General features: G+C 60.0%; 21 protein-coding genes. 17 read left to right on the top strand and 4 right to left on the bottom strand.

Annotated elements, in window-relative coordinates; genetic code table 11:
- The first annotated feature begins 50 nt into the window (after positions 1 to 50).
- The 5 genes from SE16_RS06735 (at position 51) to SE16_RS06715 (ending at position 4,500) form a co-directional block, all read left to right on the top strand.
- The gene (locus SE16_RS06735; protein ID WP_054491635.1) at positions 51 to 542 is read left to right on the top strand and encodes a cytochrome c maturation protein CcmE; all 492 of its coding nucleotides are present in this window, start codon (positions 51 to 53) and stop codon (positions 540 to 542) included.
- 80 nt (positions 543 to 622) lie between these two features.
- A complete protein-coding gene (locus SE16_RS06730; protein WP_054491636.1) occupies positions 623 to 2,623 on the top strand; it encodes a heme lyase CcmF/NrfE family subunit in 2,001 nt (666 codons plus the stop codon).
- 15 nt (positions 2,624 to 2,638) lie between these two features.
- The gene (locus SE16_RS06725) at positions 2,639 to 3,133 is read left to right on the top strand and encodes a zinc ribbon domain-containing protein (RefSeq protein ID WP_054491637.1); all 495 of its coding nucleotides are present in this window, start codon (positions 2,639 to 2,641) and stop codon (positions 3,131 to 3,133) included.
- On the top strand, positions 3,126 to 3,833 hold the full coding sequence (gene ccmA / locus SE16_RS06720) for a heme ABC exporter ATP-binding protein CcmA (RefSeq protein WP_054491638.1): 708 nt from the start codon (positions 3,126 to 3,128) through the stop codon (positions 3,831 to 3,833). The genes SE16_RS06725 and ccmA overlap by 8 nt, the downstream gene beginning before the upstream one ends.
- On the top strand, positions 3,826 to 4,500 hold the full coding sequence (locus SE16_RS06715; RefSeq protein ID WP_054491639.1) for a heme exporter protein CcmB: 675 nt from the start codon (positions 3,826 to 3,828) through the stop codon (positions 4,498 to 4,500). Before ccmA ends, SE16_RS06715 begins: the two co-directional genes overlap by 8 nt.
- Positions 4,501 to 4,506: 6 nt before the next feature.
- Here SE16_RS06715 and SE16_RS06710 read toward each other — a convergent pair whose 3' ends face one another.
- Positions 4,507 to 4,824, bottom strand: coding sequence for a hypothetical protein (locus SE16_RS06710; RefSeq protein ID WP_054491640.1), 318 nt, complete (start codon positions 4,822 to 4,824; stop codon positions 4,507 to 4,509).
- 164 nt (positions 4,825 to 4,988) lie between these two features.
- Here SE16_RS06710 and mrdA point away from each other — a divergent pair, with 164 nt between their 5' ends.
- The 3 genes from mrdA to SE16_RS06695 all read left to right on the top strand — a co-directional run bounded on the left by mrdA (position 4,989) and on the right by SE16_RS06695 (position 8,350).
- Complete coding sequence (mrdA, locus tag SE16_RS06705) at positions 4,989 to 7,088, top strand: penicillin-binding protein 2 (protein WP_060687400.1); 2,100 nt, start codon at positions 4,989 to 4,991, stop codon at positions 7,086 to 7,088.
- Positions 7,089 to 7,157: 69 nt separating this feature from the next.
- Complete coding sequence (locus SE16_RS06700) at positions 7,158 to 7,655, top strand: phosphoribosyltransferase (protein ID WP_054493284.1); 498 nt, start codon at positions 7,158 to 7,160, stop codon at positions 7,653 to 7,655.
- A gap of 110 nt (positions 7,656 to 7,765) precedes the next feature.
- Positions 7,766 to 8,350 carry a ribonuclease H-like domain-containing protein gene (locus SE16_RS06695; protein WP_054493283.1) on the top strand — a complete coding sequence of 195 codons (585 nt, stop codon included), beginning with the start codon at positions 7,766 to 7,768 and terminating at the stop codon, positions 8,348 to 8,350.
- Here SE16_RS06695 and SE16_RS06690 read toward each other — a convergent pair.
- The gene (locus tag SE16_RS06690) at positions 8,340 to 8,903 is read right to left on the bottom strand and encodes a cob(I)yrinic acid a,c-diamide adenosyltransferase (RefSeq protein ID WP_054493282.1); all 564 of its coding nucleotides are present in this window, start codon (positions 8,901 to 8,903) and stop codon (positions 8,340 to 8,342) included. The genes SE16_RS06695 and SE16_RS06690 overlap by 11 nt on opposite strands.
- A gap of 20 nt (positions 8,904 to 8,923) precedes the next feature.
- Positions 8,924 to 9,421 (bottom strand): methylated-DNA--[protein]-cysteine S-methyltransferase, encoded by a 498-nt coding sequence (locus tag SE16_RS06685; RefSeq protein WP_060687398.1) that lies wholly within the window; start codon positions 9,419 to 9,421, stop codon positions 8,924 to 8,926.
- Positions 9,422 to 9,707: 286 nt separating this feature from the next.
- On the opposite strand from SE16_RS06685, the gene SE16_RS06680 reads away from it, so the two are divergent.
- Positions 9,708 to 10,265 carry a hypothetical protein gene (locus SE16_RS06680; RefSeq protein ID WP_054493897.1) on the top strand — a complete coding sequence of 186 codons (558 nt, stop codon included), beginning with the start codon at positions 9,708 to 9,710 and terminating at the stop codon, positions 10,263 to 10,265.
- A gap of 88 nt (positions 10,266 to 10,353) precedes the next feature.
- On the opposite strand, the gene SE16_RS06675 is transcribed toward SE16_RS06680, so the two are convergent.
- Positions 10,354 to 12,477, bottom strand: a complete 2,124-nt coding sequence (locus SE16_RS06675; protein ID WP_054493898.1) for a hypothetical protein — start codon at positions 12,475 to 12,477, stop codon at positions 10,354 to 10,356.
- 501 nt (positions 12,478 to 12,978) lie between these two features.
- On the opposite strand from SE16_RS06675, the gene ilvB reads away from it, so the two are divergent.
- From ilvB to leuB, 8 genes are all read left to right on the top strand, one after another.
- On the top strand, positions 12,979 to 14,694 hold the full coding sequence (ilvB, locus tag SE16_RS06670) for a biosynthetic-type acetolactate synthase large subunit (RefSeq protein WP_054493899.1): 1,716 nt from the start codon (positions 12,979 to 12,981) through the stop codon (positions 14,692 to 14,694).
- A complete protein-coding gene (ilvN, locus tag SE16_RS06665) occupies positions 14,691 to 15,197 on the top strand; it encodes an acetolactate synthase small subunit (RefSeq protein WP_054493900.1) in 507 nt (168 codons plus the stop codon). The genes ilvB and ilvN overlap by 4 nt, the downstream gene beginning before the upstream one ends.
- 45 nt (positions 15,198 to 15,242) lie before the next feature.
- Complete coding sequence (gene ilvC, locus SE16_RS06660; RefSeq protein ID WP_054493901.1) at positions 15,243 to 16,277, top strand: ketol-acid reductoisomerase; 1,035 nt, start codon at positions 15,243 to 15,245, stop codon at positions 16,275 to 16,277.
- A 25-nt stretch (positions 16,278 to 16,302) separates the two neighbouring features.
- Positions 16,303 to 17,427: a pyruvate kinase gene (pyk, locus tag SE16_RS06655; protein WP_054493902.1), complete on the top strand. Its 1,125-nt coding sequence runs from the start codon at positions 16,303 to 16,305 to the stop codon at positions 17,425 to 17,427.
- 179 nt (positions 17,428 to 17,606) lie between these two features.
- The gene (locus SE16_RS06650) at positions 17,607 to 19,241 is read left to right on the top strand and encodes a 2-isopropylmalate synthase (RefSeq protein WP_054493908.1); all 1,635 of its coding nucleotides are present in this window, start codon (positions 17,607 to 17,609) and stop codon (positions 19,239 to 19,241) included.
- Positions 19,242 to 19,288: 47 nt separating this feature from the next.
- A complete protein-coding gene (locus SE16_RS06645; protein WP_054493909.1) occupies positions 19,289 to 20,578 on the top strand; it encodes a 3-isopropylmalate dehydratase large subunit in 1,290 nt (429 codons plus the stop codon).
- A gap of 14 nt (positions 20,579 to 20,592) precedes the next feature.
- Positions 20,593 to 21,102: a 3-isopropylmalate dehydratase small subunit gene (locus tag SE16_RS06640; protein WP_054493903.1), complete on the top strand. Its 510-nt coding sequence runs from the start codon at positions 20,593 to 20,595 to the stop codon at positions 21,100 to 21,102.
- Between the two features lie 429 nt (positions 21,103 to 21,531).
- Positions 21,532 to 22,617, top strand: coding sequence for a 3-isopropylmalate dehydrogenase (leuB, locus tag SE16_RS06635; protein ID WP_054493910.1), 1,086 nt, complete (start codon positions 21,532 to 21,534; stop codon positions 22,615 to 22,617).
- Positions 22,618 to 22,643: the final 26 nt, after the last annotated feature.

Here is a 22,643-nt window from a genome sequence, read left to right as displayed (position 1 = left end):
CTTATGCTACAATGCGCGTGCAATCCGACCCGACGGAACGGAGGCAAAACATGTCGGTACTCGTGCGCGAAGAGCCTCACATTGGGCCTATTCCAAAACGCAAATTCAAGTTTGTCGTTGGCGGGGTGGTGATTCTCCTTGCCATGGCGTTCCTCATCTATCAGGGCGTGCGTGCCGGTGGCGCGTACTACATCACGCTTGCCGAAATGGTGGCGCGTGGTGATGCCATTGTGGGCGATATGGTGCGTGTTGAGGCCGTGGTGGACAAGGAAAGCGTCGAATACGATACGCGCAACATCGTTTTGCGCTTTGATATGGTGGATGACCAGGGCAACCGCATGCCGGTGGTCTATCACGATGTGATGCCCGACCTTTTTATGAAAAGCACCAGTGTGATTGTCGAAGGGCGGGTGAACGAAAACGGTGTGTTTGAAGCCAGCAATATTCTTGTGAAATGTCCGTCGAAGTATGAAGAAGCCGCTGAATCGGGCGCGGAAGTGCCCGCCGACCACTACCAGGGCGTGCCAACCGACGGGCAATGAGGGGCCACGTTTTCAAAATGAATGGATGCAGGGATGACAGCACGTCCCTGCATTTGTTTTGTTGAAGAAAGGAGAGGCACATGGCTGATGCCGGCTATCTCATCATGTTGGCGGCGTTGGGGTTAGCCGCTTATGCGACCGTGGCGCTCTTCTTCGGGGCGCGGCGGCGATTGCCTGAACTTGTCCTGAGTGGACGCAATGCGCTGTTTGGCGCGGGGGCGCTCGTTGTGCTTGCCTTCCTGCTGCTTGAGTATCTGCTCATCTCGCAGGACTTTCGCTTTGCCTATGTGTGGCGACAAACCAGCATTGGGCAACCCCTCTTCTACACCATCACGGGGATTTGGGGCGGGCAAGAAGGTTCATTGCTCTTTTGGGCGCTTCTGCTGGTCATCTACACAGCCGCTGTGTACCTCGTGCACCGCGAAAATGCCGCGCCGTTCATGCCCTATGTCCTGGCTGTGCACGCCTTTGTGCTTACATTCTTCCTGATCGTCATGAATTTTGAAGCGCACCCGTTCGCGCTTTTGCCCGTGCCCCAAACCGACGGGCGCGGCTTGAACCCCTTGCTCCAGCACCCTGCTATGATTATGCACCCCCCCATGCTCTACGCCGGCTTTGTCGGCTTTACCGTTCCCTTTGCGTTTGCTATCGCCGCCTTGCTGACGGGGCGCACAAGCGCCACGTGGGTGCGTTTGTCGCGCCGCTGGACGTTGGTGGCGTGGATGTTCCTCAGCATTGGCATTGGCTTGGGCGGTTGGTGGGCGTACAACGAACTCGGTTGGGGGGGCTACTGGGCGTGGGACCCCGTCGAAAACGCTTCGCTGATGCCGTGGCTGGTGGGCACCGCCTTCTTGCACTCCGTCATGGTGCAGGAACAACGCGGCATGTTCAAAGTCTGGAACATGGTGCTCATCATGCTCACGTTTGTGTTGAGCATTTTCGGCACGTTCCTCACGCGGAGCGGCGTCCTTGAATCCATTCACGCTTTCGCGACAGGCAAAATTGGCACCTACTTCCTGGTCTATATCGCTATTCTCTTGCTGGGCTCATTCGGTTTGCTCTACCAGAAACTGCCCTTGCTCAAAAGCGACCACCAACTTGATGCCATGGTCTCGCGCGAAACGGCCTTTTTGTTGAATAACGTTCTCTTCCTCGGTATCTGGTTCGCTGTTTTCTGGGGCACGATTTACCCCATCGTCAGCGAACTGGCGACGGGGCGCCGTGTTGTCGTGGGCGAGCCGTACTTCAATCAGGTGGCGGGACCCTTGCTGTTGGCGATGTTGTTGCTTATGGGGATTGCGCCGTTGTTGCCGTGGCGGCGCGTCTCGCTGCCGCAATTGCGGCGTACCCTCATGCTGCCTGTTGGGGCGGCGCTCGTGACGGTGGTGGCGCTGTTCCTCGGCGGCGTGCGTGAGTGGGTGACGCTTGTCTCTCTGCCGGTGGCGGCTTTCATCGCCGTCGGGCACCTTGCGGAGATTGGGCGTGCGTGGCGCACACAACGCATGCGCACAGGAGAAGCCCCGCATACAGCGTTGCTCTCGCTGGTGGCGAAAAATCGCCGCCGCTATGGGGGCTACATTATCCACCTGGGTATCGTTCTGCTCAGCATTGGTGTGATTGGCTCGCGTGTGTACGACCGCAGCAAAGACGTGACGCTGGCGCCGGGTGAAACGGCGCAGGTGGAAGCCTATCGCATTCAGTTTCTGGGTGTGGAGACTTCGCGCGACCTCATCAAGGAACGTGTCGCGGCGCCCATTCATGTCTGGAAGAACGACCGCTTTCTGGGCGTGATGACGCCCGCGCTCGATTGGCACTTCAAAGTGCCCGGTGGGCAACGTGAAACCGAGGTGGCGGTTGAATCCACGCTCACCGAAGATTTCTACGTGGTGTTGACCGGCGTCAACGACGATAACTCCGTCACGTTCAAGATTTTCATCAACCCGCTCGTGGCTTGGGTCTGGATTGGGGGCTTGGTGCTCTTGCTGGGCGTCTGGATTGCCATGTGGCCCGACCCGCGCGAAGAGCGCATTTTGGAACGCTTGCAAGCACGCGAACGCTCCGGCTTGGGCGTGCATGTGTGAAATGAGAGGGCAAGCATGACCATTGAAACATTCGTCGCACTCGCACTTATCGCACTGCTGGTGACGTGGGCGGTGCGTCCGCTGATGCGGCGCACTGGGGGAAGCGATACCTTCCAACCCGACCCGCGCCTGGAAGAACTGGAAACGTTGCTCTTTCAACGCGAAGCCGTTCTCAACGCGCTGCGCGACCTACAATTTGATTTCAGCATGGGCAAACTCAGCGAAGCCGATTTCCGCGCATTGGACGCGCGCTATCGCATGCAGGCCGCCGCTATTTTGAAGCGCCTGGACGAACTCGAACAGGCGGTTGATGTGCCCACCACGGACGATGACCGCCTGCTGGATGAGTGGATTGATCGCGCTGTGGCGGCGTTGCGCCAACAGCGGGGGACGGCGCGCGCGTGTGTGCAGTGCGGCGCGCCTTTGCCCGTCAACGCGCGTTTTTGCGCGCAATGTGGAACACCCGTCAACGAACCAAACATGGCGGAACAGACGAGTCACGGTGATTGAAATCGAGAACCTGCACAAGCAATTTGGGCATCATCGCGTTTTGCGGGGCATCAACCTGACGATTGCCCAGGGGCAGTTTCTGACCCTCTTTGGTCCCAACGGTGCAGGGAAAACCACCTTGCTCAAAATTATCGCGACCCTCAGCCGCCCCACACGTGGGTGTGTGCGGCTGAACGGCTACGAACTGCGCAGCGATTGGACCGAAGCCCGCCGCGCGATTGGCATGGTCTCGCACCAGAGCCTGCTTTACCCCGACCTCACACTCTACGAAAACTTGCGCTTTTTCGCGCAACTCTACGCCCTGCCCGACCCCGACAACCGCATTCGCCACCTGCTGGATGAAGTCGGGTTGGCGCATCGCGCCCACGACGCTGTGCGCACGTTCTCCCGTGGCATGATTCAGCGTGCCACTATTGCGCGCGCCCTTTTGCACGACCCGCTGATTCTTCTGCTGGATGAACCCTTCACGGGGCTGGATGAAGGCGCGGCGGAGCGGTTTGGAGCGTTGCTTGCCGAAACCGCCCGCCGTGGGCGCACCATCATCATGACGACACACAACCTGGAGCAGGGGCTGGCGCTTGGCGACCATATCGCTATCCTCGCCGGGGGGAAAATTGTGCACAACGCCCCACGCGAAGCCCACACCATGGACGAATGGCGCACGCTCTATCGGCGCTACGTGGGAGGGGCGCATGCGTGAGTACCTGCGAGCGGCATGGTTGATTGCGGCGAAGGATTTGCGCATTGAATGGCGGAGCCGCGAGATTTTGAGCGTGATGGCGCTCTTTGGGGTGCTCGCCATCTTCATCTTCAACTTCGCGCTCGACCTCTCGCCGGTTGACCGGCGCACCGTCACCCCCGGCTTGCTCTGGGTGATGATTCTGTTTGCCGCGCTTTTGGGCTTGAACCGCAGTTTTGCCCGCGAGCAAGACCAATCGGCTGTGGCGGCGCTCATGCTTGTGCCAGTTGACCGCAGCGCGATTTATGCGGGAAAGTTCCTGAGCACCTTCATCTTTTTGGTGCTGGTCGAAGTCATTGTCATTCCGCTCTTTGCGGCGATGTTTACCGTTTCCATTCCGCTTTTGATGAGCGTGCCGCTGCTTCTGGGAACGTTGGGCGTTGCCATCATCGGGACGCTGTTTGCCGCGATGAGTACCAACACGCGCTTGCGCGATGTGCTGTTGCCCGTGCTCGTCATGCCCTTGCTCATTCCCGTGGTGATTGCGGGCGTCAATGCTGGGCGTATCGTCATGGACGGCAACAGCCTCTGGCAAGAAGGCGGGCGTTGGCTTTTGATTCTCACCGCGTTTGATGTGCTCTTCTTCACCGTGGCGGTGTTGCTCTTCGATTTTGTGTTGGAAGAGTAGCGCCGCTTACGCGGGCTCTTCGGCTTCACAATGGGGGCATCGCAGAGGGTTATCAAGCGTTTGCAGGCTTGCCGAACAGACGGCAAAGACCTTCACGCGCGGGAATAAGCCCCATTTGCGCACAACTTCCGCTTCCAGCACCAGGTGGCGGCATGTGCTTTCTTGCAGAATGCGGGGCACAGGGCACGTCTCGCAGAGTTTCAAATTCCACAAAGCCGCATATCCACTTTTGCGCAACAAGCGGCATTCCATGCGTTCGTGACCGCGCAAGTAGTCGTAATGGAAAAAGCGGCAATTGGGAAAACGATTTTGATCACTGCTCATACGTGGCTCCTTCGTCATCGTTGGGCGTTCATCTTAGCCGCCGCCTGGGGAAATACCAAATAAGATGAAAGCATGAAAAGCGGCGCTGAGCGCCAATTTTGTTTCCACTGGACACTTTCATACAATTTGCCCACCAACAATCACACCATGCGAGCCAGGAACCTATGCGACTGACGCGACGTGCTGTCTTGAAACTCGTTCCATCGGGAGTTGCCGCCGCTCTGCTTGCGGCATGTCGGCAACAAGCGGCATTGTTGCCCACCCCCTCGGCAACCCCGCCCGCCGAATCGCCCGAACCTATCGCCCGCACGTTTTTATCGGCGTGGCAAGCGGATGATTTCGATACCATGTACGCCTTGCTGGACGATGAAAGCCAGGCGCGTATCACGCGCGATGATTTTGTGCAAACCTACCGCCAACTTTTTGACGAAGCCACCATTTACGCCTTCGAGACAACGCTTGTGGCGGCGGGGCGGCTGGACGCGACAACCGCCGCCGCCGATTTCGACGCCGTCTATCGCACGCGCCTGGTGGGCGATTTGGTGGTGCGCCCACGTCTCCCGATGACGTTGGTCGGCGAGACCTGGCGCATTCGTTGGACGCCCGCCACCATCATCCCCCAACTGGGCGAGGGCAACGTCCTGCGCCTTTTCAAACGCACTTCGACGCGCGGCGTCATCTACGACCGCCAGCGCAATATCCTCGCCACACAGGGCGCGATTGTTGTGGTGGGGGTGGTGCCTGGGCGTATTCAGGATGAGCCGACTATGTTGAATGTGCTCAGCGCTTTGTTGAACAAAGCCCCCGCCGATATTGCCGCGTTGTATGCGAACCAGCCGCCTGATTGGTTCATCCCTGTGGGGCGAATTGCCTTTGAGACGTTTCAAGAACAGTACGACACCCTGGCGGCCATTCCCGGGCTTGATTTCCGCGAGCAAGCCGCCCGTTCGTACCCACAAGGAAGCACAGCGGCGCACGTGCTCGGCTACGTGGGACCAATCAGCCGCGAGGAGTTGGCGGCGTTGGGGGAACGCGGCTACGAAGAAGACGACATTGTGGGCAAAATGGGGCTTGAAAAAGCCGCTGAAGAGTGGCTGGCGGGCAAAAAAGGGGGACGCCTGGCGGTCCTTACCCCTGAGGGGCAAGAAGTGGCGACGCTCGCCGATGTGCCCGCCCAGCAAAGCCTCAGTCTGCACACCAGCCTTGACGTGGGGCTTCAACAAGTCGCCGAAGCCGTTCTGGACGGCAAACGGGGCTCCGTCGTGGTGCTGGATGTCAAGACGGGGCGCGTCCTGGCGCTTGCCAGCGCCCCCACGTTTGACCCCAACGCCATGTCCAACCTGCTCGATCTCCAACAGCGCCTTGCCTTCATCAACCGAGCCGACCAGCCATTGCTGAACCGCGCCACGCAGGGCGCATATCCGCCTGGTTCCGTCTTCAAAATTGTCTCGATGGCGACAGCCCTGCAAGAAGGATTGTTTGCCACCACCAGCACCTTCAACTGCCCGGGCTATTGGGACCGCCTGGGCATTCGCATGAACTGCTGGAAGTCCAGCGGGCATGGCACGATTGACCTTTCCAACGGGTTGGTCGAATCGTGCGACGTGGTGTTCTACGAAGTGGGGCTGGCGGCGTACAACCGCGATCCCAACTTGCTGCAAACGTATGCGCGGCGTTTTGGGTTGGGGGCGCTGACCGGCGTCGAACTGGATGAGAGCGCTGGGCTGGTGCCAGATAACGAGTGGAAGGTGAGCGTGCAAGGCGTCGGCTGGACGCCGGGGGATAGTGTGAACATGGCGATTGGGCAAGGCTTCTTGCTGACAACACCCTTGCAAATTGCCCGCATGATGGCGGCTATTGCCAACGGCGGCACGCTCTATCGCCCGCAAATCATCGTCTCTGCGGAAGACCCCACAGGAGAGCGCCCGCCGTTGACTTTTGAGCCGCAGGTGGATGGCACACTCGACCTTGCGCCTGAATACCTGCAAGCCATTCGCGACGCCTTGTTGCGCGTGACACAGCCGCCGCGCGGCACCGCCAGCCACATTTTCCGCGAGTTTCCCGTGCCCGTGGCGGGCAAGACGGGCACCGCCGAAGCGCCTGGCGTGGCGCCGCATGCCTGGTTTGCGGCTTACGCCCCCGCCCCCACGCCTGAGATTGCGGTGGTGGCGATGGCGGAAAACGCCGGCGAGGGGTCGGGTGTGGCGGCGCCGATGGTGCGCGAAGTGCTGGCGCACTACTTTGGCGTGGCGGCGCAGGGCTGAGGCATTTCTCCCAAAATGGGGCTTTGTGGTATTGTCTGAACACCAACTTTGTGGGGGAGGCACACACTCATGAAAAAAGATTTTCATTCGTGGGAGCGCATTGAAGAACTGACGCGTGAACTCGTCAAGCAAATTGACCCCAGCCGCTACGACGCCGTCCTGGCGATTACACGCGGCGGCATGATTCCAGGGTGTCTGGTGAGTGAGTTGCTGGACTTGCGCAACGTGCTCACGGCGGCGGTCATGTTCTACACCGATGTGGGGCAAACGCTGGATGAGCCGGTTTTCTTGCAGTTTCCCAGCGATGCGCTGCTGGTGGGCAAGCGCATTTTGGTGGTGGATGACGTGTGGGATAGCGGGAAGACCGCAGTGGCGGTGCGTGACCGTATCCGCAAGGCGGGTGGCGAAGCCGATGTGGCCGTTATTCACTTCAAGCCCGCGCACAACAAATTCCCAGGGCAAAAGCCCGATTACTACGTGATGGAGACCGACGACTGGATTGTCTATCCGTGGGACCCCGAGCGCGACCGCTTGTTGGAAGAGGAGCGGGCGCAAGGGGAAGAGTAAGCCGGACAAGAGGGCGCGCGCCCTCTTTTTTCATCTCCCGCCGCGGCTTCACCCGTCGCGCCTCTCTGCTATACTCGCGCTATCTCACACCTGTGGAAGGAGAGCCGCTCATGACGCAACGGATTGTCGTGTTTGATTTGGAGACGCAACGCAGTTTTGATGAAGTGGGAGGGCGCGAGCATATCGCCCGCCTGGGGGTTTCGCTGGCGGTGACTTACGATTACGCTGATCGCGCGTTCCACGTCTATCATGCGCACGAAGTGCCGCAATTGGTGCAGGCACTGGAAACAGCGGATGTTGTTGTGGGCTTCAATGTGCTGCGTTTCGACTATTTGGTGCTGGCTGGCGTTCTGGGGCGACCGGTGCGCCCGCGCCGCACGCTCGACATGCTGGATGATATTCACCGCCGCCTGGGCTTCCGCGTCAAACTGGATTCGCTGGCGTACAACACGCTGGGCATTCGCAAATCGGCGGATGGGTTGCAGGCGTTGCAATGGTGGCGCGAGGGGCGCATTGACCTTATCCGCGATTACTGCATGCAAGATGTGGACGTTACCCGCCGGTTGTACGAATTCGGGCGCGACAACGGCTATGTGCTCTATTGGGACCGCTTCACACGGTCCAAGAAGCGTGTGCCCGTGAATTGGCGGCTGTTCGGCGGACGCCCCTCGCGCCAGATGGGGATTATTGTTTAGAAGTTGGGGGCGTCCAGGGAATATCTTGGACGCCTGCCCGCTGGTTGACGAGCCGCGCCCAGACAAAGAGCAAGTCGCTCAGGCGGTTGAGGTAGATGCGCACTTCAGGTGTGATGGGTTCAAAGTGTTCCAGCGAGACAACGCGGCGCTCGGCGCGGCGACAGACGGTGCGTGCCAGGTGGAGTTGGGCGGCGGCGGGGGTTCCCCCCGGCAGGATGAACGTTTTCATCGGTTCGAGTTCGGCTTCGGCTTCGTCAATCCAGATTTCCAGGCGTTGGATGTCTGCGGCGGTGAGCCGTGGCACCCACGCAGCGGCTTTGCCTGCGTCGGCGGGCGTGGCAAGGTCAGCGCCCAACACGAAGAGGTCGGCTTGGATGTGGCGCACGCGTTCGAGCAGATGGGGGTCGTCTAGCATGGTGGCAACAACACCGAGGATGGCGTTGAGTTCGTCCACCGTGCCATAGGCTTCCACACGGGGGGCGTCTTTGCTGACACGTTGCCCGCCAAAAAGACCGGTTTTGCCTTCGTCGCCCGTTTTGGTGTAAATCTTCATCGTTCGTTTCCTCCATGATGTTATCCGAGTAGCACCCCTTCATGCTGCAACAGCCAGATTTTGGCTTCAATGCCGCCTGCGTAACCGCGTAATTCGTTGCGTGGTCCCACCACGCGATGGCATGGAATGACAATCAGCAGCGGGTTGCGTGCCAGGGCTTGCCCCACGGCTTGCGCGCCTCCCGGTCGTCCGATGGATTCCGCCAGCGTGGCGTAGCGGGTGACTGCTCCCCACGGCACACGTTGAACGGCTTCGAGGACGCGGCGTTGAAAGGGCGTGAGGTTGAGCGTCTGCCAGTCAATGGGGAGGTCGAATGTGCGGCGGTTGCCGGCAAAGTAGGCGTGCAGTTGGGCGGCGGCTTCTTCAAGGATGGCGGCTGCGGTGGGGAAAGGTGGGATGGGTGCGGATTCTGTTGTGCCAATGCGTACAGCCGTCAGGCCGCGCGGGGTGGCGCGGATGGCAATTTGCCCTATGGGGCTTTCGATGATGCGTTGAGCGATGTGTGATTCGTGTGGCATGGCGGCACCTCCGGGGGCTATTGTAGCCACTCATGCCAAAAAGCCCAGATATCGCCGGCGTCTTCCGGGCGAGAACGGGGTGGTACAGGTTGCTTGTAGTTTGGGTATAATTTGAAAACCTGCATGAGTACAAATGTACTCACAAATTGAGTACGCGTGTACCTATACAAGCGTATTTCGGGTTGTTATACTGCCTGGGTAAAAGCTGGTTGTATTTGTCAAACTGTTTTGGGGGTATTTTATGCAACGTCTCTTCCCTTCAATGAACGCTTATGGAGGTACAAGCATGTTCACAAAACAAAAAGCTTTCATTTTTGTGCTTGCGGGATTGCTTGTGGCTGTGCTAGCCGCCTTTTTCCGCATAACAGCAGATGAGGAGAATATCGTTCTGGTTGGTGAAGAAGCACGGGCGCAATTGGCGGCGCTTGACGAGTCAATCCTGGTGTGGCCCGATGAAAACACGTATGTTCTCAAGACGCTCATTATACAAACGGATGGGGGGTATTTTCTTTCGTATGAATCTGTTGACAGCCGCCATCATCTCACCATACAACTTTTCCCGTCCGAGGAAGATGCCCTTCGCCCTGGCGAGATAGCGATTGATACTTCGGGGGTGCCTGGTGTCACGGGGGAAATTGTGATGCAGGGACCCGTGGAGGTGCGGGGCAAGCCGGCATGGCGTGCCAAGGAAATTCTTCGTATAGACGGGGAAGAGCGTGTTTATGGTGTGCTGAATTGGTTTGAAAAAGGGTGGCAGATTACGATGCAAGTGGATGGAGAGATGTATGACGCCTTGCCTGCGCTTGCTGAACGCCTTGTTTGGAGTGGGCAAGATGCCCCGTAAGCAGTGGCCGGGTGTCTGAAACAGAGGAGTGAATGCCATGAAGTGGGGGGCGCAAAAGCGCCTCCCACTTTTTGACGTGGCGCACGTCTCATTTGCGTATCTCAATCGTTCCCAGGTAGATGCGTCCATCTTCGCGCCCGACAACCGGCCAGCGTTCCAGCGTGCGCCAATCATACATGCCAGCCCACACATCGTATATGCCAGGCGACAATGTTTCAGGAAGATCAACAACTTCGCGCGAGATGACAATTTCCCCCGCTTCCCAGCGCGTTGTTGGGGTCAAGCCGCTGTTGGGGTAGCCGTCATATTGGGCGACAGGGACGCCTTCGCCCGGACGCGTGATGTGAATGAAGATGTTGTAGTCTGTGGGCATTGTGCGCCGATTGAGCCAAAACAGCGTCAGGTGAAAGGGACGCCCGGCTTCAACAGATTGCGATTGCGGTTGCCACCCCAAAAGCCACCCTCGCTCGGCAAACGTTGCGTTGATGGGAATGACCTCGACGTGGTGGGATGCGTGGTATCCCCACACGCTAGCCGCGAAAAGCCCCCCCGCGACCAACGTTACCAGCACAGAACGGCGCTGTTTGCGCCAGAGCCACAGAAGCCCCCCAAGCGTTGTCACCAGCGAGACCCATGTTGCCAGCCGCACCGTTGACGTAGCACCCCATGCCAGCGTCAGCGTCTGTGTGCCGGCGGGCAGACGGGTTGCCACCAGCCCTAAATCGCCCAAGGGAAAGGTTTCGAGTGGCTCCGTCTCATTGCGCAGGGCGCGCCAATGGGGCATGTAGAATTGATGCAGTGAGAGCGTCGCTTCGCCGCCAGTTTCAACTGCCAGGCGAATGGTGTTGGACGCCGCCGAGAGCAGACGTGCGGTGCGGATGGGGCTTTCGGTTTGTGGGCGGGCGGGGCCGGATTGGTACAACTCATCGGGTGGCACGCGTACCCAGAGCGGGAGAAATTCTTGCTTCCATGTTGCGCCGACACTGTGAAACACTTGGTCAATGCGCCACATCTCTTGAGGGTAGCGGTATGTGTCGAGCGCCGTTCGTTCGATAAGTGTCGTAGGAAGCATGGTGGCGATCAGCAGGCCTACTAACCCGCTCATGACGACGTGCACCATGCGCCGGTTGATTGTGCTGACAGCCCCCACCAAAAACGCGATGCACAAGACCGCAATCCCCATCCAGCGCCAGGGGAATTGAAGCCATTGGAGTGGCGCGACCATGCGCCAAAGCGGCGCAGCCCAAGGCGTTTGCAACACGTAGGTGATGAGCAAGACGCCCGCCATCACCCCCACCAGCAGGCGGTGGCGCAGGTGCGCCCAGAAGAGCACCAGCAACACAAGCACGCTCCCCAGCAGAAGCATTTGGACCGGGTGGAAGAAAATCCCCTTCAAAAAAATCTTGGGTTCCAGTTGAGAGAGTTGGTGGAGTGGAGCGAGAAATTCTGTCGGATCAATACTACCGCGTTCATGCCCAACACGTACCCACTTCATCTCCAACAGGGCGGGCATCCAATAAAACGCCGCGACCCCACTGCCGACCAGCGCCGCACCGATCAATTGCGCCCATCGCCGCCAGACGACTTTTCGCTCTTGTATGGCCAGCGCCAGCATCCACAACCCAATCACCGGAAGAATGAGCAGGACCGACAGGTTATGCGTCAAGAGAAGGCCAGCGGTGCTTATGGCGAGCAACACCAGGCGGTGTTCCCACACTGCGCCTAGCAATAACGGCCACCACACAAACGCCCATGTTTCAGCCAGCGCCCCCCGTTGGTAAATATCCGCCAGGTGATACGGCAAATACGTGTACGTCAGCGCGGCTAGCAGCGCCGCCGTTTGATGCCGCCAGAGCCGCCACACCAGCCACCCCATGCTCCACGCCGCCAGCACCACCGCAACGGCAAACGAGAAATCGAGCGCCAGCGCCGCCCCGCGCCCGACCAGCAAGGGGAGCACCCCCACGTAATACGCCAGCGGCGCGTAGTAGTGCAGCACCGGAAACCCATATCCAAACGAAAACTCTGGGAAAAAGCGCGGATACCATACGCCCTGTGTCAGCGCTTCACGCAAGCCCAAAATGCGGTACGCATGAAAATACCCGTCGTGCGTGTAGCCGATGCCGGGCACTGCCAGCCCCAACAGCGCCAGAAGAACCAGCACGCTCACCCACGAAACCCATGTTTGATTGATTCGGCGCATGTATCGCATCAAACGGCACTCCTCTCTCTGCTATGGCGCGAGCATTCTATCGAATCGCGCCAGAGGCGCGAATATGCACCGCCGGCAGGGCGTGGTAAAAAGGGATAGAGGTAGTACCCATGCGGGTAGTCTTCGTGCCATTTGGTGCCATACCCCCTTGACACTGGTTTGTGCTTTTTGTTATAGTGCTCGCAACGAAACGAAAACCGAGCAGGAGCAGTTCACATGTTTGTGCCGCTCGTCCTTCTCAACCTGGTGCTTGTCGTCCTTCTTTCGCTCCTTGTCATTATTATTGGCAAGGAGCCAGCCCGCGTTGGGAAGGCCGCGAGCACCGGATGGTAGCGGCACACACGCACAAGGTCACGACAGGGCCTCCCCAACGCGGGAGGCCCTGATTGTTTGTGAAGTCGTTTCGGAAAGGGCGTTGATGCCCGCCACAGCATCCCAACGGGGGGAGCATGTTGGCGGGCGTTTTTGTTTGGTTCACCAACCTGAAAAGGAGTAGATGGTATGCAACTCACAGGCGCAGAAATCATTTGGGAATGTCTCATCCGCGAAGGCGTGGAAGTGGTCTTTGGTTATCCGGGCGGCGCCATTTTGCCTACCTACGATGCCCTGAGCAAATACCCCCAAATCCACCACGTGCTGGTGCGACATGAACAGGGCGCAACCCACGCCGCTGATGGATACGCCCGCGCCAGCGGCAAGGTGGGGGTGGCCATGGCAACCAGCGGCCCCGGCGCGACCAACATGGTCACCGGTTTGGCGACCGCCATGATGGACTCTGTGCCCATCGTGTGCATCACCGGACAGGTGCCCACCTCAGCGATTGGCTCCGACGCCTTCCAGGAAACCGACGTGACCGGCGTCACGCTCCCCGTCACCAAGCACAATTACCTTGTGACCGACGTGCGCGACCTCGCCTACATCATCCGCGAAGCCTTCCACATTGCCCGTTCTGGTCGCCCCGGGCCGGTGCTGATTGACATTCCCAAAGATGTGCAGAACGCCACGACTGAATTTGTCTTCCCCGACGAAAGCGAAATTCGCTTGCCGGGGTATCGCCCCGAAACAGTGATTCCACCGGAGCAGTTTGAGCAAGCCATCAAACTCATCAACTCGGCGGAACGCCCCGTGATTCTGGCCGGGCATGGTGTGTTGATGAGCAACGCCATGCGCGAACTGCGCGAATTCGCTGAAAAAGCCCAAATCCCCGTGGCGCAAACTTTGCTGGGGTTGGGGAACTTCCCCGCCTCGCACCCGCTCTGCCTGGGCATGATGGGGATGCATGGTGAAGCCTACGTCAACCAGGCGATTCAAGAAGCCGACCTGCTGTTGGCGTTCGGCATGCGCTTTGACGACCGCGTGACCGGCAATGTCAAAACGTATGCCCCCAAAGCCCGCAAAATCCACATCGAAATTGACCCCACCGAACTCAACAAGAACGTCAAAGTGGACGTGGGTATCATCGGCGACTTGCGCGAAGTGCTGCAACATCTGCTCCCCCATGTCGAACCACGCGACCGCTCGGCCTGGTTGGCGCGCATTGATGAATGGCGCGAAGACACCCGCCGCCGCGACATCTTGAACGTGGAGAGCGGCGACAAACTCTGGGCGGTGCACGTCATCCACGACCTCTGGAAAGCCACGCATGGGCAAGCCACCGTGGTGACGGACGTCGGGCAACACCAAATGTGGGAAGCGCAGTACTACCACCACGAACGCCCCTTCTCACTCATCACCAGCGGCGGTTTGGGGACGATGGGCTTTGCGTTGCCGGCGGCCATCGGCGCTTCGTTCGCGCGCCCCGATGAGGAGATTTGGGCGGTTGTTGGCGACGGCGGCTTCCAGATGACGCTGTGCGAATTGGCGACCGCCGTGCAGGAAAAGCGCCGTGTGCGTATCGCCATCATCAACAACGGCTATCTGGGCATGGTGCGCCAGTGGCAGGAAATCTTCTACGGGCGGCGCTACAACGCCACCCCACTGGTCAACCCCGATTTCGTCAAACTGGCTGAAGCCTACGGTATCCCCGCCTTCCGCGTGGAACGGCGCGAAGACGTTTTGCCCACCATCGAAGCCGCGCGCGCGGTAGATGGTCCCGCGCTGATTGACTTTGTGGTTGAGCGCGAGGAGATGGTCTATCCCATGGTGCCGTCCGGCGCCGATTTGCACAACATGATTCGCCGCCCGCTGGCGAACGAACGCACGGAGGTGCACTCATGAAACACGTTCTCGTTGCTCGTGTCGAAAACAAGCCCGGCGTGCTGAACCGCGTGGCGAGCCTCTTCCGCCGCCGCAACTTCAACATCATCAGCCTGACGGTGGGCGAAACCGAAGACCCCGCCGTCTCGCGCATGACAATCGTGGTGGATGCGTCCAAAACCGACGCGTCGATGGTCCAGCGCAATCTGCTCAAACTCATCAACGTGATTGACGTGGAAGACCTGACACACCGCCCCGCCGTCCAGCGCGACCTGGTGCTGGTCAAGGTGCGCTCCGACAGTGAAACCCACGCCGACCTGCTGCGCCTGGCGGAAGCGTTTCAAGCCAAAGTCGCCGATATTTCCGCCGACAGCATGATTCTGGAACTGACGGGCGAAGAGGATGAAGTGCAGTCGTTCATCGAGGGGCTGCGCCCCTACGGCATTTTGGAAATGATGCGTACCGGATTGGTGGCGATGGCGCGCGGTTCAAGCGAGCCTGCTCACCAATTCACTATTTTGTAAGCAACAACCAACAAAACTTTTCGATCAAACAGGAGGATTGCAGGAATGGCAACGATTTACTACGACCAGGACGCCGACATCAAACGTTTGGAAGGGCGCAAAGTCGCCGTGTTGGGCTACGGAAGCCAGGGGCATGCGCACGCCCTCAATCTGCGCGATAGCGGCGTTGACGTGCGTGTGGGGCTGTATGAAGGCAGCCGCAGTTGGCAGAAAGCCGAAGCCGACGGAGTGCGTGTGGTGCCTGTGGCGCAAGCCGTCGCCGAAGCGGACATCGTCATGGTGCTGATTCCCGACACGAAGCAAGCCGAAGTCTACCAGCGCGACATCAAGCCCAACTTGCAGCCGGGCAACACGCTCATGTTCGCGCACGGTTTCAACATTCGCTACGGGCAGATTGTGCCGCCTGAGGGCGTGGACGTGAGCATGGTCGCCCCCAAAGCGCCCGGCCACCGTGTGCGCGAACTCTACGTCGAAGGCGTAGGCACGCCGGCGTTGATGGCGGTCTATCAGGATGCGACGGGGCACGCCAAGGAAGACGCCCTCGCCTATGCCAAAGCCATCGGGTGCACCCGCGCCGGCGTCATCGAAACCACATTCGCCGAGGAAACCGAAACCGACCTTTTCGGCGAGCAAGCCGTGTTGTGCGGCGGCGTGGCGGAGTTGATCAAAGCCGGGTTCGAGACGCTGGTGGAAGCCGGCTACCAGCCCGAAGTGGCCTACTTCGAGTGCTTGCACGAACTCAAACTCATCGTGGATTTGTTCTACCAGGGTGGGCTGTCGTACATGCGCTACTCGGTGAGTGATACGGCCGAATACGGCGACTACCACGCCGGCAAGCGTGTCATCAACGAGCAGAGCCGCGCAGCGATGAAGCAACTGCTCGCCGACATTCAGAGCGGCGCGTTTGCCGAGCAGTGGATTGAAGAAAACGCCCAGGGGCGCCCGACCTTCTACAAGCGCCGCGCCGAAGAACAGCGCCACCCCATCGAAGAAGTGGGGCGCCGCTTGCGCCGCATGATGCCCTTTGTCAAGCCGGTGGAAATCGAACCGGAACCCGTGCCCGAAACCGAACAGCAATAAAACCAACCTTGGAAGGGGAAACGCGATGAGGTCTTCACGCAAAACGCAAATTATTGCCACCATCGGTCCCGCATGCTGGACACACGAGACCTTGCGTCGCATGGTTGCGGCCGGCATGGATGTGGCGCGGCTCAACTTCTCGCATGGCACGCATGAGACTCATGCGGAAATGGCCGCCCGTGTGCGCGCCGCCGCAGAGGCGGAGGGGCGGCGCGTCCTGTTGTTGGCAGATTTGCAGGGCGCGAAAGTGCGGATTGGCGATGTGGGGCGTGGGCTTGATTTGCAGCCGGGGCAAGCAGTGGTGCTTTCGGCGCACGCCGACCACGTGCCTTGCGATATCCCCGTCCCCGGTGTCAGCCTGGATGTTGCGCCGGGCGATACGCTTCTGTTGGACGACGGCCTCATCGCGTTGACGGTGGAAGCGTGCGACGATGAGCGGGTGGTCTGCCGGGTGCGCACCGGCGGCCACCTGACCTCGCACAAGGGCTTGACCTTGCCCCCAGGGCGACAGCACCAACACGCAAGCGCCCTGAGCGCCAAAGACCTGCGCGACATGGCGTTTGCCGTCTCGCTGGGGGTTGAGTGGGTTGCGGTTTCGTTCGTCCGTTCGGCGAGCGATATTGAGCAGGCGCGCGCGGCGTTGACGACGGTCTGCCAAGGGCGCGCGACGCCGCGTCTCATGGCGAAAATCGAAACGCGCGAAGCCGTTGAACATCTCGATGACATCATCGCCGCGGCGGATGGGGTGATGGTGGCGCGCGGCGACCTGGGGCTGGAACTGCCCCCCGAAGAGGTGCCCCTGGTGCAAAAGCGTATCATTCGGCGGTGCAACCGTGCGGGCAAGCCCGTCGTCACGGCGACGCAAATGCTGGCGAGCATGGAACACCACCCGCGCCCAACCCGCGCCGAGGTGAGCGATGTCGCCAACGCCGTGATGGATGGCACAACCGCCGTCATGCTCTCCGGCGAGACAGCGACCGGATGCTACCCGGTGGAAGCCGTGGCGATGATGCGCACCATCATCGAGCGCGTCGAGCGCGAGTTGGATACGCCGATTACCACCTCGCCGGGCGTCTTGCGCCACTTGCTCAAAGAAACCCGCGATCCCATGCCGTACAGCGTGCCCGTGAGGGTGACGCAAGGACTTTGACCGACCCGGTGTGAAGAAAGAGCAAGGAGTTCTCAGATGCCAAGAGATTCTGGCGAAAGGGGGTGGTGCCATGCGCGAAGATGACCTTTCTGGCCTTTTGGGTCACCGTCGGCATGCAAGTTCACCCAAAACCAAGTTGAACAGGAAAGGAGCACAACCCCATGAGCCAGCAACCGACTATTTCAATCGAATCTGACGTTGTCCGCATTTTCGATACGACCTTGCGCGATGGCGAGCAATCACCGGGTGCAACGCTGCACACACACGAAAAAATCGAAATCGCGAAACAGTTGGCGCGTTTGAATGTGGACGTCATCGAAGCCGGCTTCCCCGCCGCTTCCCCCGGCGACCTGGAAGCCGTTGCCGCGATTGCCCGCACCGTGGGCACGCCCGACGGTCCCATCATCGCCGGCTTGGCGCGCGCCAACCGTGACGATATCAGCAAAGCGTGGGAAGCGGTGCGCCACGCCGCAAAACCGCGCATTCACACCTTCATCGCCACCAGCGACATTCACTTGCAGTACAAACTGCGCATGACGCGCGAAGAAGTCGTCGCCACCACGCGCGAAATGGTGGCCTTTGCCAAGCAATTTTGCGACGACGTGGAATTTTCACCCGAAGACGCCGGACGGAGCGACCCGCGCTTCTTGTATGAAGTGCTGGCGGCGGCGGTTGAAGCGGGCGCAACCACGCTCAACATCCCCGACACGGTCGGCTACACCGTGCCGGAAGAATTTGGCGCGTTGATTGCCGGCATTATCGAAAACACCCCCGGCCTGAAACCCAAAGTCGAGCGGGGGGAAGTCATCATCTCGGTGCACACGCACAACGACTTGGGGCTGGCGGTCGCCAATGCGCTGGCTGGTGTCAAAGCGGGGGCGCGCCAGGTGGAATGTACCATCAACGGGATTGGTGAACGCGCGGGCAACTGTTCACTGGAAGAAGTTGTCATGGCGCTCTACGTGCGCCGCGATTACTTCAACCTGCGCACCAATATCGTCACGCAGGAAATTTACCGCACGAGCGACATGGTAAGCCGCTACACCGGCATTGTCGTTCAGCCGAACAAGGCCATTGTGGGCGCGAACGCGTTTGCCCACGAAGCGGGTATCCACCAGGACGGCATGTTGAAGCACAAGCGCACCTACGAAATCATGGACGCCGCGACGGTGGGCGTGCCCGAAAGCCGCCTGGTGCTGGGCAAACACAGCGGACGCCACGCTTTCCGTGTGCGCCTGGAACAGTTGGGCTTCCACTTGAACAAGGAGCAGTTGAACGAAGCGTTCCGCCGTTTCAAGGAACTGGCCGACAAGAAGAAGTACGTCACCGACGCCGACATCATGGCGCTGGTGGGCGACCAACTCTACCAGCCCAAAGAAACGTGGCAGTTGGTGCGCGTGCAGGTGCTGGCGGGAAATTCCAACATTCCCACCGCTACCGTCACCCTGCGCGATGAAGAGGGGCGGGAACAGACCGCCACCGCTATCGGCACAGGTCCCGTGGATGCGTGCTACCGCGCTATTCGCGAAATTGTGCGCGTGCCCAACAACCTGCTCGAATACAGCGTGCAAAGCGTGACCGAAGGGATTGACGCTGTGGGCGATGTGACCGTGCGCATTCGCGGCGGTGAGGGGAGCGAGCGCGTCAACCCGCAAACCGGTTCACGCAGTAGCGTCTACATCGGGCGTGGCGTGGATACGGACATCATCGTCGCGAGCGCCAAAGCCTACGTGCAGGCGTTGAACAAACTGCTGGCGGCGCAAAGCGACGCCCAAGCCGAAGTCGTCATCAAGGCTGAAGAAACAACCGCTTGAATCAACCGAATGTCAACGAGTGAGGGAATGAACCAATGACGCAACCGATGACTCTGGCCGAAAAGATTTTGGCAGCCAAAGTTGGGCGTGATGTGGTGCGCCCCGGTGAATTGCTGGAAGTGCCCGTGGATTGGGTGCTGGCGCATGAAATCACCACGCCGGTCGCCATTCGCATGCTTGAAGAGCGCGACATGGACCGCGTGTGGAACCCTGAGCGGGTGGTAGCCGTGCCCGACCACACGGTGCCCGCCAAGGATATTGCCTCGGCGCGGCTGTATCAGCGCCTGAAAGCGTGGGTGCAGAAGCATGGCATCAAGCACTGGTACGATGTGGGGCGCGGCGGCATCGCGCATACCGTGTTTGAAGCGAGCGGCTTGCCTGCGCCGGGTGAAGTGGTGGTCTCGGGCGATTCGCATACGCCCAACGCCGGCGCGCTGGGCATGTTTGCCACAGGCGTCGGTTCAACCGACCTGGCGGGCGCGATTTACGCCGGCACCTTCTGGCTGAAAGTGCCTGAAACCTTGCGTATTGACCTGGTGGGCGAGTTGCAGCCGGGCGTCTATGCCAAAGACATCATCCTCGAAGTCATCCGCCGCATTGGCGACGACGGCGCGCGCTCCATGGCGATGGAGTGGGGCGGTCCCGGTATGGCGACGCTCTCCATGGAAGAGCGCTTCACCCTGACCAACATGGCGGTGGAAGCCGGCGGCATGACGGGCATCGTCGCCGCCGACGACGTGACGCAAGCCTACTTGCGTGAAAAAGGGACGCCTGAAGAGCGCTGGCGCATCTTTGAACCCGACCCCGACGCTCACTACGCCGAACGCATCGAGGTCAACCTGAGCGAGTTGGAACCGGTGGTGGCGTTCCCCAACCGCCCCGGCAATGGGCACCCCATCAGCGACGCGCGGGGCATTCGCATTGACCAGGCCTACCTGGGCAGTTGCACGAATGGGCGCATCAGCGACCTGCGCATTGCGGCGAACATCTTGCGTGGGCGGCGCATTGCCGACCATGTGCGCATGATTGTTGTTCCGGCCACACAAGCCATCTACAAGCAGGCGTTGCGCGAGGGCTTGATTGAAGTCTTTGTGGAAGCCGGCGCAACCGTTTCGTACCCCTCGTGCGGGGCGTGCCTGGGCATGCACACCGGCGTCCTCGGTCCGGATGATGTGTGTATCTCGTCCACCAACCGCAACTTCACCGGCCGCATGGGGCACCCGTCGGCGCAGATTTACCTGGCAAGCCCGGCGGTTGTGGCCGCCAGCGCTGTGGCCGGCGAAATCACCGACCCGCGCGAATTCCTGACTGAAACCGCAACCCAACTGAGCGCATGAGGAGGCAACCACCAATGAGCGCAACAATTCGCGGTCGCGTGCATGTCTATCGCCGCGACCACATCAACACCGACGAAATCATCCCGGCGCGCTATCTCACCAGCGATGATCCCGAATACCTGGGCTTGCACGCCATGGAAGACCTGGACCCTGAGTTTCCCAAGAAAGTGCAACCGGGCGACATCCTGATTGCGGGCAAGAACTTCGGCACCGGCAGTAGCCGCGAGCATGCCGTGTGGGCGTTGCAGGCGGCGGGTGTGGCGCTGGTGATTGCCGACAATTACGCCAACATTTTCTACCGCAACGCCATCAACAACGGCTTTTTGGCGCTGGAAGTGCCCGGCGCCGCTGACGCCTTCGAGACGGGCGATGAGGCGGTGGTGGATTTGCGCGCCGGCACGCTGACCAACACCCGCACCGGGCAAACGCTCACATTCGCCCCCTTGCCCGACTTTGCGCTCAAAGTGCGCGAAGCGGGGGGCTATCTCGAATACCTGAAAGCGCGCGAAAGCGCCGTTTCCTGAGCCGTAGGGACACCGCGGGGGCGTACCCTCGTTTGCTGTACCTGTTGTGTTGACCTGTTGACGTGTATGCCGAAAGGAGTGGAACGATGGCGGCACAAAAGACCGACGTGAAGAAACCGAAGAGCGAACCGAAGAAGCCGACCGACGAAACATACGCCAGCGACATGCTGCAAGCCTACTACGGCTGAATGTGGATAACGCCGTTTTCATTGTGAATAACGTTGTGGATAGGTGTTGACAACAACGCCAACGGTGTGGAAAACGCGTGGAAAGGGAGGCTGATGACCTGTATCCTTCATCGCCCCCGCGGTGTCAATGCGCAGTGGGAGGCTGGAACCGGGTGAGCAAGTGGTTGCCCCGCTTCCTGTCTCCCGCTGTGAACGGCAGACCTTGAATCAAACAACCAACGAAAGCGAGACGGCTTTTGCCATGAATGCAACAATCGTTGTTCTCCCCGGAGATGGCATTGGTCCCGAAGTGACGCGCGAGGCTGTGCGCGTTTTGCAAGCCGTAGCCGAAACGTTTGGGCATACGTTCACTTTTGAAGAACATCTTGCAGGCGGTGCGGCGATTGATGCCACCGGTTCGCCCCTGCCTGATGAAACCCTGGAAGCGTGCCGCCGCGCCGATGCGGTGTTGTTGGGCGCTGTTGGCGGTCCCCAATGGCCGCCCGAAGCCCCTGTACGCCCTGAACAAGGCTTGTTGCGCCTGCGCAAAGAACTGGGCTTGTTTGCCAACTTGCGCCCTGTGACCATTTTTCCCCAATTGCTGGACGCCTCGCCCCTTCGCCCGGAGATTGTGGAAGGGGCTGATATTCTGGTGATTCGTGAACTCACAGGCGGTATCTATTTTGGTCCGCGTCTGGAACCGACCAACGGCGTGGCGTACGACACCATGCTCTACACGGCGCCTGAAATTGAGCGCATTGTGCGTTTGGCGGCGCAACTGGCACGCCAACGCCGTGGGCGGCTCACCAGCCTGGACAAAGCCAATGTGCTGGCTTCTTCGCGGCTCTGGCGGCAGGTGACCACGCGCGTCATGCGTGAAGAATTCCCCGACGTGACGCTGGAACACATGCTGATTGACGCCGCGACCATGCACCTGCTCCGCCGCCCACGCGATTTCGACGTGATTGTCACCGGCAACATGTTTGGCGACATCATCACGGACGAGGCTTCGATGCTCAGCGGCTCGTTGGGCTTGTTGCCAAGCGCCTCGCTGGGTGAAGGCACGTGCGGCGTATATGAACCAATCCACGGTTCAGCACCCGATATTGCCGGGCGCAACATCGCCAATCCGCTGGCGACCATTCTCAGCGCCGCCATGCTGTTGCGCTACTCGCTCCACCTTGCGCAAGAAGCCGATGCTGTGGAAGCCGCCGTGGCGCAGGTGTTGGCGGACGGCTATCGCACCGCGGACATTGCCCGCCAGGGCGAGGAAGTCGTTTCAACAAGCGAGATGGGCGCGGCGGTGGTGGCACGGCTCAAAGAACGGGCAAAGGCGCCTTCTGCATGAAACGGCTCGTTTGACAATCCGAGATT

Source organism: Ardenticatena maritima (assembly GCF_001306175.1).
GTDB classification, from domain to species: Bacteria; Chloroflexota; Anaerolineae; order Ardenticatenales; family Ardenticatenaceae; genus Ardenticatena; species Ardenticatena maritima.
Note: the sequence above shows the minus strand (reverse complement) of the source record. Positions and strands in the feature narration are given on the sequence as shown.